Here is a 16,857-nt window from a genome sequence, read left to right as displayed (position 1 = left end):
GGGCGGGGCGACCCGATCCGCGGCGCCGCTTTGTGTCGAGACGCTCCTCCATTAACCGGGCCAACTGAACGCACGCCATGATCAACTGGCCAAATTTCGTTTCGCAACTTTTCAACGGACTGGCGCTCGGCGCGCTGCTTGCGCTGATCAGCTCCGGATTGACGATCATCTACGGCACGCTCGGGGTGCTCAATCTCGCCCACGGCGCCATGTTCATGATCGGCGGCTACGCCGGATACGTGACCTATTCCTACACCGGCTCGTTCATTCTCGCCGTGATCGCGGGATCGCTGTTCGTGATGGCGCTCGGCGTCGCGATGGAGCGGATCATCATCCGCCACTTCTACCATCGCCCGCATGAGGACCAGCTGCTGGTCACGTTCGGCCTCGGCATCTGTTTCGTGGAGATCGTGCGGTTGATCTTCACCAGCCAGTCGCAGGTGGTGCCGCCGCCGGCGCTGCTGCAGGGCATCACCTCGATGGGCTTCCTGTTCTACCCGACCTACCGGCTCGCCGTCGTCGGCATCGTCGCGGTCGCGCTCGGCGCGCTGTTCCTGATCCTGTACCGCACCCGGCTCGGCATGATCGTGCGCGCCGGCATCGAGGATTCGGTGATGGTCGATTCGCTCGGCATCAACGTCTACCGCGTCTTCATGATCGTGTTCGGCATCGGCGCGATGGCCGCAGGCTTCGCCGGCATCATCAACGCGCCCGTGGTGTCGCTGACGCCCGGCGTCGGCGACGACATCCTGGTCGAGACCTTCGTGGTGGTGGTGATCGGCGGCGTCGGCTCGTTTCCAGGTGCGATCCTCGGCGGGCTGATCGCCGGCGAGATCATCAGCATCACCTCGATGTTCAACCCCGGTTACGCCTACGTCATGCTGTTCGCGGCGATGACGCTCGTGCTCGTGCTCAGACCGCACGGCCTGCTCGGCACGCAGGGCCGCGAATGACGACGGATTTTTAAATGCTGAAACAGCGCCCATACCTGATCGAGTTTCTGACGGCCGCCGGCCTGATCGCCGCGCCCTTCGTGCTACCGTGGCTCGGCTTCGCACCCAACACGGTGAACCGGATCCTGGTCTGGGGCCTGTTCGGGCTCGGCTTCGACATCCTGTTCGGCTTCACCGGCCTGCTGTCGTTCGGCCAGTCGGCCTTTTACGGCACCGGCGGCTTCGTCGCCGCCTGGCTGCTGACCCGCGCCGGCTTCCCGAACGTTGTCCTCGCGCTCGTCATCGGCATGATCGCGGCCGCCGCGGCGGGCTATCTGATCGGCCTGATCGCGCTGCGCCGCACCGGCATCTACTTCGCCATGATCACGGTGGCGATCGCGGAGGTGTTCTTCTTCGTCGAGTTTAATCCGCTGTCGGACTTCACCGGCGGCGAGAACGGGCTGCCGGGCGTGCCGACCCCGAGCTTCAATTTCGGCTTCACCACGCTGCACTTCACCACCGGCTGGTCGCTCTACCAGTTCCTGGCGCTGTGCTACTTCATCGGCGTCGTGATCGCGCTGCGCATCGTGCGTTCGCCGGTCGGCGCCGTGTTCAGCGCGATCAGGGACAATCCGCTGCGCGCGACCGCGGTCGGCCACAACATCCACGGCTACAAGCTGACCGCCTTCGTGATCGCCGCCGCCTATGCCGGCTTTGCCGGCGGTCTGCTCGGCGTGCTGCAGGCCTTCATGCCGCCCGACGCGTTCACTTTCGACACCTCTGGGCAGCTCGTGATGCAGACGGCGATCGGCGGCCGCGGCACGCTGTTCGGGCCGCTGGTCGGCGCCGCGGTCTGGCTGTCGCTGCAGGACTTCCTGCAGGCGGCGCTCGGGCTCGGCGCGGCCTGGAAGCTCGTGCTCGGCATCGTGTTCGTGCTGCTGGTCTGCTTCCTGCGCCGCGGCATCATCGGCGGCCTCGCCGATCTCTACCGGCTCGTGACCGGACCGCGCCGCACGAGCGAGCCGGACGAGCGCGCGCCGGAGACTGTCGCTGTGGCAAGCGAGCGGCACGCCGCAGCCGCCGCCGCACCGATCCCCGCCCCACCTCGCACGGACAGCAATCCGTCCGGTCCGATCCTCGAGGCCCGGGGCCTGACCAAGCGCTATGGTGGCCTGCTCGCCAACAGCGATATCGACTTCACCGTCAACCATGGTGAGCTACGCGGCATCATCGGCCCGAACGGCGCCGGCAAATCGACCTTCTTCAAGATGCTGACCTGCGAGGTCCACCCGACCTCGGGCACCATCGTATTTGGCGGCCGCGACATCACCGGGATGAACGTCACCGACGTCTGTCAGCTCGGCCTGACCAAAAGCTACCAGGTCAACCAGCTGTTCGCCGGCCTGACGGTGCGCGAGAACCTGGTGATCGCGGCGCTTTCGGGGCTTCGCGGCAAGTTCAAGCTCGATCTGTTCCGCAGCATCGACAGTATCCCAGGCCTGTCCGAGCGCGTGCAGCAGACGCTCGAGCTGGTCAATCTGACCTCGAGGCCCGATACGCCGGTGTCGGAGCTCGCCTATGGCGAGAAGCGGCGGCTCGAGATCGGGCTGGCGCTGGCGACATCGCCGAGCCTGTTGCTGCTCGACGAGCCCTTGGCCGGCATGAGCCCGCGCGAACGCGTCGAGACCGTGAAATTGCTGAAGTCGATCAGCCAGGGCCGCACCATGATCATCATCGATCACGACATGGATGCGCTGTTCGAGCTCGCCGAGCGCGTCACCGTGCTGCAGGAGGGTCGCGTGCTGGTCGAAGGAACGCCGGAAGAGATCAAGAACAATTCGACCGTCCAGGAGGCCTATCTTGGCGGCGTGCATGGAGTGCTCGCCGCATGAGCCTGCTCGAGGTCAATGGACTGAACAGCTATTACGGGGATTCGCACATCCTGTTCGACGTCTCGATGCGGGTCGAACGCAACGAGGTGGTGGCGCTGCTCGGCCGCAATGGCGCCGGCAAGAGCACGACGTTGAAGAGCCTGATGGGCGTGGTGACCCCGCGCCGCGGCTCGGTGATGTTCGACGGTGTCGAGATATCCGGCAGGAAGAGCCACAAGATCGCGCAGGCCGGCATGCAGCTGGTCCATGAGGAGCGCCGCATCTTCGGCAGCCTGAGCGTCGAGGAGAACCTCGTGATCGCCGGCCTGACCGCCTCGCAGCGCTGGCCGCTCGACCGCATCTACGAGATGTTCCCGCGGCTCCGGGAGCGGCGGAGCAATCGCGGCACTGACCTGTCGGGCGGCGAGCAGCAGATGCTGGCGATTGCGCGCGCCTTGGTGCGCGATCCGAAGATCATCCTGCTCGACGAGCCGTTCGAGGGACTGGCGCCGGTGATCGTGCGCGACCTGATGAAGGCGTGCCGCGATCTGGCCGAGGCCGGACAGACCATCGTGCTGGTGGAGCAGAACCTCGCCGCAACGCTCGCGCTGGCGCAGCGCATTTACATCATCAACAATGGGCACATCGTCCATGAAGGGCCCGCGCAGGAGATCAAGGCGCAGCCCGAGGTCCTGCAGCGCTATCTCGGGGTCTAACCCGCGCCGCTCAACTCGCGAGTGCCGCGATCATGCGTTTGGCATGATCGGCGAGCACAGCCATCTCCTCCTTGCGGGTCTGCGCGGGCAGCAGCGCGACGCCGGCCTTCACCGGCATCACGTGCATATGCAAATGGAGAACGACCTGACCGCTGGCGGGCTCGCTAAATTGCTGGATGATGATGCCGTCGGCGGAGAACGCCTTCATCGCGGCGACGGCGATGCGCTTCGCCGACCGCGCGACGGCGGCAAGATCGTCTTCCGCGATGTCCAGGATTCCGCGCGCGGGCGCTTTCGGAATGACCAGCGTATGTCCGGGCGACCGCGGCATGATGTCGAGAAAGGCAAAGGTCCGGTCGGTTTCATGGACCTTGAAACTCGGCACCTCGCCCCGCAGGATCCTGGCGAAGATGTTCTGGTCGTCATAGCCCGTCATGGTGGTGCGTTCCGGATCGTTTTAGGCGTCGACCGTGCGCGCCGGCCGTGCGGGGTGCAAGTGATATCGACGCCGCATCGACCATCGGCTAACAACGCGCGATGAGCGCATCAGCAGGACATGGCAGCCAGACCGTCGAGAGCGCCCGGCGCGCACTCGCCGCGCGCCTCAAGGCGGCCGGCAGCGACGCCGACGAACTCGATGCGCGTCTCTTGGTCGGCGCCGCGCTGGGGCTCGATCTGACCGGCATGGTCACCGGAGCGAAACGCACGCTGACCCCTGACGAATCGGATCGCCTCGAGAGCCTCGCAGTACGCCGCCTCGCCGGCGAGCCGGTCGCGCGCATTCTCGGCAGCAAGGAATTTTGGGGACTGCCGCTGCAGCTCTCCGCCGCGACGCTGGTGCCGCGGCCCGACACCGAGACCGTGGTTGAGCGCGCGCTCGAATTGCTGCGCGCCGACGGCACCGCCGGCCGCGCCTTGCGGATCGCCGATCTCGGCACCGGGTCGGGCGCGATCCTGCTGGCGCTGCTCTCGGAACTGCCCAACGCGCTTGGCTTCGCCACCGACATCTCGGCGGAGGCATTGCAGACGGCGGGCCGGAACGCCGCCGAGCTCGGACTTGCCGATCGCGCGACATGGATCAAATGCGACTACGGCAGCGGGCTGACCGGCGCGTTCGACCTGATCGTGTCCAATCCGCCCTACATCCCCTCCGCCGACATCGCCGGCCTCGACATCGAGGTGCGCGAGCATGATCCCCGCGCGGCGCTCGATGGCGGTGCCGACGGGCTCGACGCCTACCGCGCGCTGATTTCGCAATCTGCGGGTCTTTTGGCCTCGAACGGACTTCTGGTTGTGGAGGTTGGGCAGGGCCAGAGCGGCGACGTTGAAGCCCTGATGACGGCGTCCGGGTTATCCCCAACGGGGCCGCCCAGGGCCGATCTGGGGGGCGTTCCGAGGGCCGTTTCCGCCCGCCGGCTGCCCCGATAAAGTCCTATTGGAACGCAAAAAAACCTCTTGGAATATCCCCCGGGAACGACTACGTTCCGGGCACAACATCGGTGCTGGCCCCGTAATCGTTACGGGTGATGACCAGGGTTCAGCAGAGCCCGCCGATCGAAAGGTTCCAGGAACGCGGGTCACATTGAGCGCAATGGCTGAAAGCTGTGCTGCTCTCGACCGCCAAGCGAACGAAAGCCTGTTATTGCGCTTGAAGACTTACGCACGAGAACTGGGCCTGTCTCAACGGGCGCAATGATTTGGTCGCTAGCGAGATCCGCTGGCGGCGGTTGGGGAACGCGTCTTTGCTGAACGCGACTTTGCTGAACGAGATGGTCGGCGAGATCGAAGCCACTTCGGACGGTATTGCGATTCCGTGCGCCTAGGCGCGCGCCGAATCGGACTCTGTGAATCGGACTGTGGACTGCAATAACTTCAGGGCTGGAATAAAAGGCGACAGATGAGAAACGGTCAGAACAACAAGCGGATGCGCAACCGGAATAACAACAATAATAATAACAACAACAATAACCGGCGCGGCCAGAATCCCCTGACACGGGTATACGAATCGAACGGACCCGACATCAAGATCCGTGGCACGGCCTCCCACGTGGCCGAGAAATACGTCCAGCTGGCGCGCGATGCGCGCTCCTCCGGCGACCCGGTGGCAGCAGAAAACTACTACCAGCACGCCGAGCACTACTACCGGATCATCGCAGCGGCGCAGGAGCAGTTTAGGCAGAATCAGCAGCCGCCGCGCCCCGACGCCGAGCCGATCGCGACCGACGACAGCGACGACGACAGCGACGGCTATTCGAGCTTCGGCCAGGAGCCGGGCTTCGTGCCGCAGCAGCAACAGCCCTTCATCCGCGAGAACGGCCAGCCGCCGTACCAGCGCGAGCAGCCGCCGCGCGAGCGTGAGCAGCAGCCACGCGAGCACCGCGAGCGTGAGCATCGTCCGCAGCCGCAATATCAGCCGCAGCCGCCGAACCAGCCGCAGCCCGTGCTGGCCGATGCCGGCGGCGTCGATCGCCTGCCCTCGTTCATCACCGGTGGCGCGCAGCCGCAGGTCAATGGCGCCTATGAAGGCAATGGCGGCGCAGAACGCAGCGAACGCTTCCCGCGCCGCCGCCGCCGCCCGCACGGCCCGCGCGCCGACATTGCCGCGCAGCCCGCGCCGAGCGACGACTTCAATCCGGGCAACGAATAACCCTGAAGATCTCCCACCCTCCCTTCGCGGGGAGGGTGAATAAATCGCGTCACTGGAGCTTCGGTTCTGATTCAATCAGAACCGAAGCTCTAGCTTTTTGTTTTGACGCGTTTTCTTCACGCGAACCGGCATCCACTTCGCTCGAAAACGCTCTATTCCGGGTGAATGGATTTGCGCGTCGCCGTCGATGACGGCACCAGCACCGGCCGCAATGACGGGATCAGCTGCGTGCGCTCGCGGCGGGCGGGGATCGCGCGATAGACCTGCTTGCTCGCTTCCACGATATGCACGCCGGCGAACGGCATCGACAGCGCGGCGCCGACCCGCTCCCACGCCATCGCCGAGCGCAGAAACCAGCTGCCCTGAACCGGCGGCATGAACAACGCCTCGCCCCACGCCGTCGGCGTGAACCAGGTCTGCCGCAACAGCTGCGTGATCTGCGCCCGCGAATAGGGCCGGCCATGGCCGAACGGCGTCGCGTCGGTGCGCGTCCAGACGCCGCGCCTGTTCGGGATGATCGCGATCAGCCGCCCCGACGGCGACAGCACCCGCCACACCTCGCGCAGCAGCCGCTCCGGATCATCAGACATCTCCAGCGCATGCACCAGCAGCACGCGGTCGACCGCGGCATCCGGCAGCGGCATCGAGAATTCGTCGATCAGGGTCGCCAGCGCCGGCCGCCCGGTCGGCCATTTCAGCACGCCTTGGGCCGCCGGCATGAAGGCGATGCAGCGCTCGCAGGACTCACGGAACAGGCCGAGATAGGGCGTCGGATAGCCGAGGCCGAGCACACGCAGGCCTTCGGCATTCGGCCAGCGCGCGCGGAGGCCGCGGTTGATCAGCTGCCGCGCCACGATGCCGAGGCGCTGCGAATAGAAGTCGCGCAGGTCGATGACGTCCATGGCCGCTAGCCTAACATGCCCCCTGGTGCCGGGGAGCGCGGAAATTTGCGTTGCCGCCGGAGCGTTAACGCCATATTTCACCCCTATACTGGACGCGTTAAAAGCATGATCCGAAAGCGTGGGCACCGGCTTTTCGAAACATCATGCTCTGACCTGTCCGTCCCGTTTGTTCGTGGAGATATCATGACCGCCGAGATTCGCACCTTCAGCTGCCTCACCGACAATTTCGGGTATCTGATCCACGATCCCGCGACCGGGGCAACGGCGTCGATCGACGCGCCGGAGGCCGGCCCGATCATCAAGGCGCTGGAGCACGAAGGCTGGACGCTGACCGACATCCTGATCACCCATCACCATGGCGACCATGTCGGCGGCGTCGCCGAGCTGAAGCAGAAATATGGCTGCCGCGTCGTCGCCCCGCACGATAAGTCGGCGAAGATCGCCAATGTCGACCTGCGCGCCGCCAATGCCGACGTGATCAAGGTCGGCAGCCTGCTCGCGCGCGTGGTGGAGACCCCTGGCCATACGCTCGACCATATCTCCTATGTGTTCGACGGCGAGAAGGCGGTGTTCGCCGCCGACACACTGTTCTCGATCGGATGCGGGCGGGTTTTCGAAGGCAGCTATCCGATGATGTGGGATTCGCTTTTGAAGCTGCGCTCGCTGCCGGACGATTTTCGTCTGTATTGCGGCCATGAATACACCGCATCGAACGTCAAGTTCGCGCTCACCATCGAGCCCGACAACGCAGCCTTGCAGGCGCGTGCGGAGGAAGTGACGCGGCTGCGCGCCGAGAACAAGCCGACGATACCCGTGCTGCTCGGCGACGAGAAGAAGGCCAACGTGTTCCTGCGCGCCGACGAGCCGGTGGTCGCGGCCAAGCTGCACATGAAGGGCGCCGAGGCGGCCCAGGTGTTCGGCGAGCTTCGCGAGCGCAAGAACAAGTCGTGATGGCCGACCTTGATGTCTAAGTTCTCGGCTGCCGACATCGTCGCGCGGCTCGACCTGAAGCCGCATCCGGAAGGCGGACATTATCGCGAGACGTTTCGCGACGAGAATTGTGACGCCAATGGACGCGCCCGCTCGACCGCAATCTACTTCCTGCTGGCGCGCGGCGAACGCTCGCACTGGCACCGCATCGACGCAGTCGAGATGTGGCACTATTACGCCGGCGCGCCGCTGACCCTGCGGATCGCGCAGGACGGCGCGCCGCCGCATGCGATCACGCTCGGGCCTGACGTCATCAGCGGCGAGCAACCGCAGGCGATCGTGCCGGCGAACGCCTGGCAGGCCGCTGAAAGCAGCGGCGACTGGACGCTGGTCGGCTGCACCGTCGCGCCGGCATTCGAGTTCGCGACATTCGAGCTGGCGCCGAAGGGCTGGGAGCCCGCGTCGTAAGGCATTTGTAGGATGGGTAGAGCGCAGCGAAACCCATCCTACATTCTTTTTCTCAGCACCATGTCCTTGGCCGCGATCAGACCGCCGCCGGCGATCAGGATCGCGGCAATCGCGATGTTGGCGCTCGGTTTGGCAAAACCCGCGAGGATCAAGAACGCGGTCGAGAGCAGCGGCGTGGCGTAGGACGCAGCACCGAGCACGCGGATGTCGCCGCGCTTCATGCCGATGTCCCAGGCAAAGAACGCAGCCCCCACCGGGCCGATGCCGAGCGCCACAACGGCAAGCCATTGCAGCGGCGTTGCCGGCCACACCGTGGTCTCCGCCATCATGTGCACGAGCGCGGCAAGCACCGCGGTCGCAAGGCAAAAGCCCGCCACCGCATCTGTCGGCACCGCCTTGAGCCGGCGCGACATCACCGAATAGGCAGCCCAGACGAACGCCGCGACAAAGGCCGCCGCGAAGCCTGGAATCTGCTCTGCTGTGAAAGCGCCGGTATTGCCCGCGAAGAGCAGCACGGTGCCGGCAAGCCCAAGCAGCGCGCCGACGATGTGATGGATCGCAAGCCGCTCGCCCGGCAGCAGCGAGGAGAACAGCACGATCAACAGTGGCCAGAGATAGTTGAGCAGGCCTGCCTCGGCCGGTGGCGCAAAACGCAGCGCCAGGAAATACAGCGCGTGATAGCCGAACAGCCCGCCAACGCCGACGACCCAGGCAAGCAGCGGCTGCTTCAAGGCGCCGAAGGCTGCGGGACGGAACAGGAAGCTTGCCAACGCAACCGCGGCGCCGATCGCGAAGGTCATGGCGGCGAGCTGGAACGCCGGGATCTTGCCGGTCGCAACCGTCATGACCGACAGCAGCGACCACATCAAAATGGCGGTCAGTCCGACAAGGGTGGCAGTTCGGGTCGTCATCTTGCTCGGGAGGTCTCTTCGTCATGGCCGGGCATAGCCGTCCGAAGGACGGCGTCGCTTCCGCTCGCCTACGTCCCGGCCATCCACGTCTTCCTGGCCGCGAGTTACAAGACGTGGATGCCCGGGACAAGCCCGGGCATGACGACTTCATTGATAGAGCACCTGCGACGCGACGACGCTTGTCGCGTCAGGCGTGATACTGGCCGCCATTGATGGTCAGCGTCGAGCCGGTGATGAAACCGGCATCGTCGGCGGCGAGGAACACCACGGCGCGCGCGATCTCCTCGGGTTCGCCGAGCCGGTTGACCGGGATCTGCGGGATGACGCTCTTCTCGAGCACGTCCTTCGGCACCGCCTGCACCATCTCGGTGTTGATATAGCCCGGGCAGATCACGTTGACGGTGATGCCGCCCTTGGCGTTCTCCAGCGCCAGCGCCTTGGTGAAGCCGATATCGCCGGCCTTTGCCGCGGAGTAGTTGACCTGACCGAACTGGCCCTTCTGGCCATTGATCGAGGAGATCGAGATGACGCGGCCGAACTTGCGCGCGCGCATGCCCTCGATCACCTGGCGCGTCATGTTGAACAGCGAGCCGAGGTTGGTGTTGATAACGGCATTCCACTGCTCCAGCGTCATCTTGTGGAATGCGGTATCCTTGGTGATGCCGGCATTGTTGACGAGCACGTCGACCGGGCCGAGATCGGCCTCGACCTGCTTCACGCCGGCCGCGCAAGCGTCGAACGATGAGACATCCCACTTGTAGACGGGAATGCCGCTCTCCGCCTTGAACTTCTCCGCCGCGGCGTCATTGCCGGCGTAGCTCGCCGCCACCTTGTAGCCCGCCGCTTTCAGCGCCTTGCTGATCGCAGCTCCAATGCCCCGCGTTCCGCCCGTCACCAATGCAACACGTGCCATGTCCGTCTCCTCCTTGGCCGTCTTTTATAACCGGATCGCCCCGGCCTTCGCACTCACTCAACAAAGCGCGATGAGATTAGGTTGAATTGTCATCGCGCTTTAGCTCCCTTTTTTGAGCATGATCTTTTCGGAAAACCGCTTCACACTTTTCCGGATCATGCTCTCGAAACAAAAATGCCCGGCACAAAGCCGGGCATCATGTTTATCAGCTCGCGCCGCGGTTGACAGATGATCTTTTCATCACCTAACCGACCTCGCTGCCTTTTGTTCAGTCGCGTGCAACGCACATAGCGATGCCCATGCCGCCGCCGATGCACAGCGTCGCGAGGCCCTTCTTGGCGTCGCGCTTCTGCATCTCGTGCAGCAGCGTCACCAGCACGCGCGCGCCGGACGCGCCGACCGGATGGCCGATCGCGATCGCGCCGCCATTGACGTTGACCTTGGCGGGATCCCAGCCGAGGTCCTTGTTGACGGCGCAGGCCTGCGCGGCGAACGCCTCGTTGGCCTCGATCAGGTCGAGATCGGCGATGTTCCAGCCGGCCCTCTTCAGCGCGGTGCGCGAGGCCGGGATCGGCCCGGTGCCCATGATCTTGGGATCGACGCCGGCCTGGCCCCACGAGACGATGCGGGCGAGCACCTTCTTGCCCTGCTTGGCGGCTTCCTTGGCGGTCATCAGCACGACGGCGGCGGCGCCGTCATTGATGCCCGAGGCGTTGCCGGCGGTGACGGTGCCGTCCTTCTCGAAGGCCGCGCGGAGCTTGGCCATCGCATCGATCGTGGCGCCATGACGCGGATATTCGTCGGTGTCGACCACGATATCGCCCTTGCGGCTCTTGATCGTGACCGGGACGATCTCGTCCTTGAACCTGCCGGCTTTCTGCGCCGCCTCGGCCTTGTTCTGCGAGCCGACCGCGAACTCGTCCTGTTGCGAGCGGGTGATCTGGTACTGCTTGGCGACGTTCTCGGCGGTGTTGCCCATGTGGTAGCCGTTGAAGGCATCCCACAGCCCGTCCTTGATCATGGTGTCGATCAGCTCGAGGCCGCCCATCTTGACGCCGCCGCGCAGATATTGCGCGTGCGGGGCCATGCTCATGGATTCCTGGCCGCCGGCGACGACAACAGAGGAATCGCCGTTCAGCAGCGCCTGGTAGCCGAGCGCCACCGTGCGCAGGCCCGAGCCGCAGAGCTGGTTGACGCCCCAGGCCGGGCTTTCCACCGGGATGCCGGCCGCGATCGAGGCCTGCCGGGCCGGGTTCTGGCCTTGGGCGGCGGTGAGGATCTGGCCCATGATGACTTCGGAGACCTGACCGGCCTCGACGCCGGCACGCTCAAGCGCCGCCTTGATGGCGATCGCGCCGAGGTCGTGGGCCGGCGTGGTGGCGAACGCGCCGTTGAAGCTGCCGACGGGGGTGCGGGCGGCGCTGACGATGACGACATCGTCTGACATGGACATCTCCTATTGGTTGTAGCTGGGTTTCTCGACGGCGGGCGGCCGGTCTGGCGGGCCTGTCTCTTGACGGCTATCCTGTAAACCTCGTTGGGACATGTCAATCGAACTGTCACGCAAATCGCGCCGCGACGCACTCAAAATGACGCTCTTGGCACTTTCCTGAGCAATCCCTTTGCTTTGAGATTAACCGTGCCGCACAAAACGGTAGCCGAACCGCTTTGAAAATGCTTACCTTTGCTGCGATGCGTTGCATTTAGCCCAGCGGCGATGCCGTTCGGGTTCCAGGTTCTTCGGTGTTGAAGTGAGAGCCCATGGCAAAATCTGAACAACCGACCACGATCAAGAAATACGCGAACCGGCGGCTCTATAATACCGGTACGAGCACCTATGTGACGCTCGAGGATCTCGCGGCGATGGTGAAGGAGGGCGAGGATTTCCTCGTCTATGACGCCAAGACCGGCGACGACATCACCCGCTCCGTGCTCGCGCAAATCATCTTCGAGCAGGAAAACAAGGCCGGGCAGAACCTGCTGCCGACCACGTTCCTGCGCCAGCTGATCCGCTTCTACGGCGACAGCATGCAGATGGTGGTGCCGAGATATCTCGAGCAGTCGATCGATCAGCTGACCCGGGAACAGGAGAGATTTCGCAAGCAGATCGCGGGCGCCCTGAGCGGTACGCCGTTTGCTCCGCTGGAAGAACAGGTCCGCCGCAACATGGAGCTGTTTCAGCAGACCTTCTCGATGTTCAAGCCGTTCGTGCCGCAGCGCGCTGGCGAGGCCGAGAAGGTGCCGGAACCGTCGCCCGACAACGGCAACATCGACGACCTTCGCCGCCAGATGAAGGACATGCAGGAACGCCTCGAGCGCATGTCGCAGCCGACGAAGAAGGACGAGTAGGTCCTTATCGCCGATCGGCCGGACGGCCTCATCGCACCGCGGATCTGATGGCGGCGAACCCGGCGTCAGGCGCCGCTGACCTCTCTTCAGCCCGCGTTCGCTGCGTCTATGCAGGCCGGCGGCAGACGAGATCGATTTCGATCAACGCATCGTAGGCCAGACCGGTCACGCCGACGCAGGTGCGGGCCGGCAGGCGGTCGGACCGGAAGTAGCTGCGATAGGTCTCGTTCATCGCCGCATAATCGTCCTTGAAGCGCGTCAGATAGATGCGCGACATCACGATATGCTCGAAGCCGAGATCCAGGCCCGCAAGCACCACGCGCAGATTCTCCATCACCGCGCGGGTCTGCGCCACAATACCCTCGGGCAATACGCCGGGTGCGGCCGGCGTATCCGGCATCTGGCCGGTGACGAAGACGAAGCCGTCGGTCTCGACCGCGTGGCTGAACGGCGCGACCGGCCTCGGGCCGCCGGATATCATGTGAAACTGCAACGATGTCTCCTCGCCTGCTCTTTGATCGTTAGTTTTGCGGCGCGTGATCGAAGACGCGCTTACTGAGAATGGCATGGACGCCCCAATTGCCGTCCACCACCTGCGTCACGCCGAAGTCCACCGCTACCGACATCAGCGCGATCGCCTCGTCCTCGGTGAGGCCTTTGATGTTCATCAGGAAGCGGCGCATCTTGCGAAACGCATCCTTCATCGCGAGATCGAGCGACGAGGTGGCATAGACCTCGCTCTGCCCGTTGGCGCCGAATTCGGCGAGATAGTTGGGATGACTGAAGCCCATCAGCACCCAGTCGGCTTCTGTCTCGATCAGTGGATAGGTGAGATCGGCGAAGGGCTGATTCGTGAACGCATTCTTCTTGTGCAGGATGACCTGGAATGTGCCGGTCATCGAACATTCGATGGCGGTGCCGCCGAGTTCGCCGTCACCCTGTGCAGCATGAGGATCGCCGACCGACAGCAGCGCGCCTGGCACCGACACCGGCAGATAGACCGTCGAGCCCTTGCCGAGCCGCCAGTTGTCGAGATTGCCGCCGAAATATGCGGGCGGGACGGAATCGACAAGTTCGGCCTCGCGCGGCGCCAGCGCGATGACTCCGAAATGCGGACGTAGCGGGATGCGGATGCCGTCGAGCACATCGTGCCGGCGCCGCACTGATGATGGCGGGATCGGAATACCCGGATAGTCATAAGTCTTGTGCAGCGTCCCGAACGGATCGGTCTGCGGCTCCCAGCGATAGGAATACAGCGCACGTGCATGCGGTGCGTCATCGTCGTCGACGATCTCGTAGATCGTCACCGCCTCATGGGCGTTCTGCTCGGCGAGGAATTCCTTGTAGTGATAGCCCCACCAGGCCGCGACGCTGCTGCCGAACACGCGCCCCTTGAAATCCGGATTGCGGCTCGCGCGCGGCACGATGTCGAGGATGCGGATTTCCAGTACGTCGCCTGGCTCCGCGTCCTTCACGGCCACCGGCCCGGTGCAAATGTGCACGCCGAATCCCTCGCCGGCGCCGCGGCCATAGATCGAGGCATCGAGCGGGCCGGCGCCGCGACGATCGACGTTCTTCCGATCGCGCGTCCAGTGGAACACACTTTCGGCGCCTGGATCGCCCTTGATCATGCGCTCGGGATCGTCGGAGGCATGCTGGGTCAGCGTCTCAATGGTGATGGTGTCGCCGGAGCCGATCTCGACCTGCGGTGGCAACGAATGGCTGAAATAGCCCCAATGCACGCGCGAAGCGTCCGCGGCGAGATGGTGATGGCGCGGCGCGTCCGCGATCTCCACGTCATGGGCGTTATAGGGTGCAGCGGTCTTGCGCACCAGCGCGACATGCCGGCTGCGCAGTTGCGCCAGGGCTTGTTGGGGCCAGCCGCGTTGGCCGGCTGTGGCTGTCGATGCGGTTTGGCGCTCAGCTTCATGCTGGCGGAATTCGCGCGGCGATAGACCGAAGCGCTGGCGAAAGGCGCGGCTGAAATGCGCGGAGTCGTTGAAGCCGACGCGGAAGGCGATCTCGGAGATCGAGTGATGCGCCTCCGCGGGGTTGGACAGATCGGCCCAGGTGCGCTGCAGCCTGCGTTCACGCAGGTAATGCGTGAAACTGGTGCCGGCGCCCTCGAACAGTTTTTGCAGATAGCGTTCGGAAATGCCCTCAGCGCCGGCGATTTTCGCCGGCGTCAGATCGGGATCGTCGAGGCAGCGTTCAACGGTCTCGCACAGGCGATGCAGCGTCGCCGCCTTGGAGGCGCTGCTGCCGCCGAGATCGCTTGCTGTATCGCTGTGCTGACACATGAATGTCGGCAGCAGATCGGCGAGACTTCGCGCGAGCGCGGTCCATTCGACATCGGACAGCGCTTCGAGATCGCGCGCGGCGAGTTCCATCATCTGCGCAAATACGCTGCCAAAGCCACCGGGTGGAAGCACACGCATCTCGCCGTCTTGCGGCGTGGCACGGCGGCAATACGTCGGTTCGGAAGCCACCGACAGCACCACCGCGCGCATCTCGCGCTGGAACGACACGCTCCAGTCTCCCGCGCGCGGCAGCAGCAGAAGATGTCCCGCCGCGACGATCTGATAACCGGCCGCCGTTTTCAGTGCCACCCCGTCTTCGATCGGCAGGAGCACCAGCGGATGATCGGCCACAACATCGGTGCGCGACGACACCGATTGTGGCCCTGCCGAAAGCCTGGCCAGCGTCACGCCCTGAAAATTGCGCCGCACCGCGGTGGCATGGCCGGCATGAGTGGTTGTGGCGGCCGTCGGCTGCAAGCCGACCGACGCCAGGACGTCCCGCCAGGCCTCGGGGCGGTCGCCTTCGGAGTAGGATTCACTCGTGAACGGACGCGGCCTCATGCATCGACCTTCGGAGCCGAAGCCAAGCAATCTCCATGCCAGTCCAAAGGATGTCGCGTCCTGCCCTGTGGCCGGCGCGTGATCAGTCACACCGGAACACGTTCTTGCGGATGGTCCCATGCACGCCCCAATTGGCATCGACCACCTGCGTCACGCCGAAATCCGCGCCCACCGACATCAGCGAGATCGCCTCGTCCTCGCTGAGCTTGTGCACCGTCATCAGGAAGCGACGCATCTTGCGGAAGGCGTCGCGCATTGCGCGGTCGAGGCTGGAATGATCGGCGATTTCGAGCTGCGCATTGACGCCGAGCTCGGCGAGATAGTTCGGATAGGTGAAGCCGTAGACCGACCAGGCGTCGGGAGTTTCCAGCATCGGATGCGTCAGGCCTTCGAGCTGTGTGCCGGCGAGATCGCGATGCTTGTGCAGGATGAACTCGAAATCGCCGGTGAGCGAGGTCTCGATCGCCGTGCCGCCAAGCTCGCTGTCGCCCTGCGCGGCATGGGGATCACCGACCGAGAAGAACGCACCGGGCACCGCGACCGGATAGAACATCTTGGCACCCTTGCCGACGCGCCAGTCGTCGATATTGCCGCCAGTATAGCTCGGCGGGATCGAGGACACGAAATCCTGCTCTGACGGCGCGAGGCCCATGGTGCCGAAATGCAGCCGCGCGGGCACACGGACATTGCTCAGAATATTCTCGCGCTTGACGATGGTGGCGTGATCAACGCGCACGCCGGGATAGTCGATGGTCGAATGCACGATGCCGTCGGGATCGGTCTGCGGCGTCCAGACATAATTGTAGACCGCCTTGGCGAAGGGTTCGCCCAACGTGTCGAGCTCGAAGATCGTCACCACCTCGCGCGGCTTCGGCGCTTCGATCAAGTCGTGATAGTGAAAGCCCCAGTTGGCCGCGACATTGGAGCCGAAGCATTTGCCGGCATGGCAGGCCTTGCAGGCCGGCCTTGGACGCACGTCGAGAATGCGCACCTCCAGCACGTCGCCTGGCTCGGCGCCTTCGATCGCCACCGGGCCGGTGAGCAGATGCACGCCGACGCCTTCGCCGGAGCCGCGGATGAACGGGCCTTCGGTAGGCCCCGAGCCGCGCCGCGCCACCGCCTTGTGCTCGCGCGTCCATTTGAACACGCTCTCGGCGCCGGGATCGCCCTCGATCATGCGCTCGTAATCGTCATTGGCGTGATGCGTCAGCGTCTCGATGGTGGCGCGGTCGCCAGACTTCAGCGTCAGCGCCGGCGCAACGACCTTGCTGAAATAGCCCCAATGCACGGTCTTCGCAGATACCGACAACAGATGATGTTTCACGCAAAGGCCCTCACGCGGATGGAAGCGGACTGA

At 64.6% G+C, this 16,857-nt stretch carries 16 protein-coding genes; 8 read left to right on the top strand and 8 right to left on the bottom strand.

Going from position 1 to position 16,857, the window contains the following annotated elements; genetic code table 11:
• Window positions 1–77 precede the first annotated feature (77 nt).
• The 3 genes from V5279_RS01950 to V5279_RS01940 are packed head-to-tail and all read left to right on the top strand — an operon-like array spanning window position 78 to window position 3,519.
• Window positions 78–953 (top strand): branched-chain amino acid ABC transporter permease, encoded by an 876-nt coding sequence (locus tag V5279_RS01950; RefSeq protein ID WP_029079556.1) that lies wholly within the window; start codon window positions 78–80, stop codon window positions 951–953.
• A 14-nt stretch (window positions 954–967) separates the two neighbouring features.
• Window positions 968–2,824: a branched-chain amino acid ABC transporter ATP-binding protein/permease gene (locus V5279_RS01945; protein WP_338694636.1), complete on the top strand. Its 1,857-nt coding sequence runs from the start codon at window positions 968–970 to the stop codon at window positions 2,822–2,824.
• The gene (locus V5279_RS01940) at window positions 2,821–3,519 is read left to right on the top strand and encodes an ABC transporter ATP-binding protein (protein WP_166212151.1); all 699 of its coding nucleotides are present in this window, start codon (window positions 2,821–2,823) and stop codon (window positions 3,517–3,519) included. The genes V5279_RS01945 and V5279_RS01940 overlap by 4 nt, the downstream gene beginning before the upstream one ends.
• A 10-nt stretch (window positions 3,520–3,529) precedes the next feature.
• On the opposite strand, the gene V5279_RS01935 is transcribed toward V5279_RS01940, so the two are convergent.
• Window positions 3,530–3,955, bottom strand: coding sequence for an HIT family protein (locus V5279_RS01935; protein ID WP_338694630.1), 426 nt, complete (start codon window positions 3,953–3,955; stop codon window positions 3,530–3,532).
• Between the two features lie 101 nt (window positions 3,956–4,056).
• On the opposite strand from V5279_RS01935, the gene prmC reads away from it, so the two are divergent.
• Both prmC and V5279_RS01925 read left to right on the top strand, forming a co-directional pair.
• On the top strand, window positions 4,057–4,947 hold the full coding sequence (gene prmC / locus V5279_RS01930) for a peptide chain release factor N(5)-glutamine methyltransferase (RefSeq protein ID WP_338694628.1): 891 nt from the start codon (window positions 4,057–4,059) through the stop codon (window positions 4,945–4,947).
• Window positions 4,948–5,416: 469 nt separating this feature from the next.
• Window positions 5,417–6,166: a DUF4167 domain-containing protein gene (locus V5279_RS01925; protein ID WP_338694626.1), complete on the top strand. Its 750-nt coding sequence runs from the start codon at window positions 5,417–5,419 to the stop codon at window positions 6,164–6,166.
• A gap of 152 nt (window positions 6,167–6,318) precedes the next feature.
• Here the strand turns inward: V5279_RS01925 and V5279_RS01920 are convergent, their stop codons facing one another.
• Entirely contained in the window at window positions 6,319–7,068 is a 750-nt protein-coding gene (locus V5279_RS01920; RefSeq protein ID WP_338694624.1) for a class I SAM-dependent methyltransferase, read from the bottom strand.
• A gap of 183 nt (window positions 7,069–7,251) precedes the next feature.
• On the opposite strand from V5279_RS01920, the gene gloB reads away from it, so the two are divergent.
• Both gloB and V5279_RS01910 read left to right on the top strand, forming a co-directional pair.
• Window positions 7,252–8,019 carry a hydroxyacylglutathione hydrolase gene (gene gloB, locus V5279_RS01915; protein ID WP_338694622.1) on the top strand — a complete coding sequence of 256 codons (768 nt, stop codon included), beginning with the start codon at window positions 7,252–7,254 and terminating at the stop codon, window positions 8,017–8,019.
• A gap of 12 nt (window positions 8,020–8,031) precedes the next feature.
• A complete protein-coding gene (locus V5279_RS01910; protein ID WP_338694620.1) occupies window positions 8,032–8,466 on the top strand; it encodes a cupin domain-containing protein in 435 nt (144 codons plus the stop codon).
• A gap of 38 nt (window positions 8,467–8,504) precedes the next feature.
• Here V5279_RS01910 and V5279_RS01905 read toward each other — a convergent pair whose 3' ends face one another.
• The 3 genes from V5279_RS01905 to V5279_RS01895 form a co-directional block, all read right to left on the bottom strand.
• Window positions 8,505–9,377, bottom strand: coding sequence for a DMT family transporter (locus V5279_RS01905; protein ID WP_338694618.1), 873 nt, complete (start codon window positions 9,375–9,377; stop codon window positions 8,505–8,507).
• 187 nt (window positions 9,378–9,564) lie between these two features.
• A complete protein-coding gene (phbB, locus tag V5279_RS01900) occupies window positions 9,565–10,290 on the bottom strand; it encodes an acetoacetyl-CoA reductase (RefSeq protein WP_166301333.1) in 726 nt (241 codons plus the stop codon).
• A gap of 268 nt (window positions 10,291–10,558) precedes the next feature.
• Window positions 10,559–11,737, bottom strand: coding sequence for an acetyl-CoA C-acetyltransferase (locus V5279_RS01895; protein WP_166301330.1), 1,179 nt, complete (start codon window positions 11,735–11,737; stop codon window positions 10,559–10,561).
• A gap of 314 nt (window positions 11,738–12,051) precedes the next feature.
• On the opposite strand from V5279_RS01895, the gene phaR reads away from it, so the two are divergent.
• Window positions 12,052–12,639 (top strand): polyhydroxyalkanoate synthesis repressor PhaR, encoded by a 588-nt coding sequence (phaR, locus tag V5279_RS01890; protein WP_166301327.1) that lies wholly within the window; start codon window positions 12,052–12,054, stop codon window positions 12,637–12,639.
• Window positions 12,640–12,745: 106 nt separating this feature from the next.
• Here the strand turns inward: phaR and V5279_RS01885 are convergent, their stop codons facing one another.
• The 3 genes from V5279_RS01885 to V5279_RS01875 form a co-directional block, all read right to left on the bottom strand.
• Entirely contained in the window at window positions 12,746–13,132 is a 387-nt protein-coding gene (locus V5279_RS01885; RefSeq protein WP_338694612.1) for a RidA family protein, read from the bottom strand.
• 28 nt (window positions 13,133–13,160) lie between these two features.
• Window positions 13,161–15,500 carry an acetamidase/formamidase family protein gene (locus V5279_RS01880; RefSeq protein WP_338694610.1) on the bottom strand — a complete coding sequence of 780 codons (2,340 nt, stop codon included), beginning with the start codon at window positions 15,498–15,500 and terminating at the stop codon, window positions 13,161–13,163.
• Between the two features lie 82 nt (window positions 15,501–15,582).
• Window positions 15,583–16,824, bottom strand: coding sequence for an acetamidase/formamidase family protein (locus V5279_RS01875; protein WP_338694608.1), 1,242 nt, complete (start codon window positions 16,822–16,824; stop codon window positions 15,583–15,585).
• Window positions 16,825–16,857: the final 33 nt, after the last annotated feature.

Source organism: Bradyrhizobium sp. 26S5 (genome assembly GCF_036923295.1).
Lineage (GTDB): Bacteria > Pseudomonadota > Alphaproteobacteria > Rhizobiales > Xanthobacteraceae > Bradyrhizobium > Bradyrhizobium septentrionale.
Note: the sequence above shows the minus strand (reverse complement) of the source record. Positions and strands in the feature narration are given on the sequence as shown.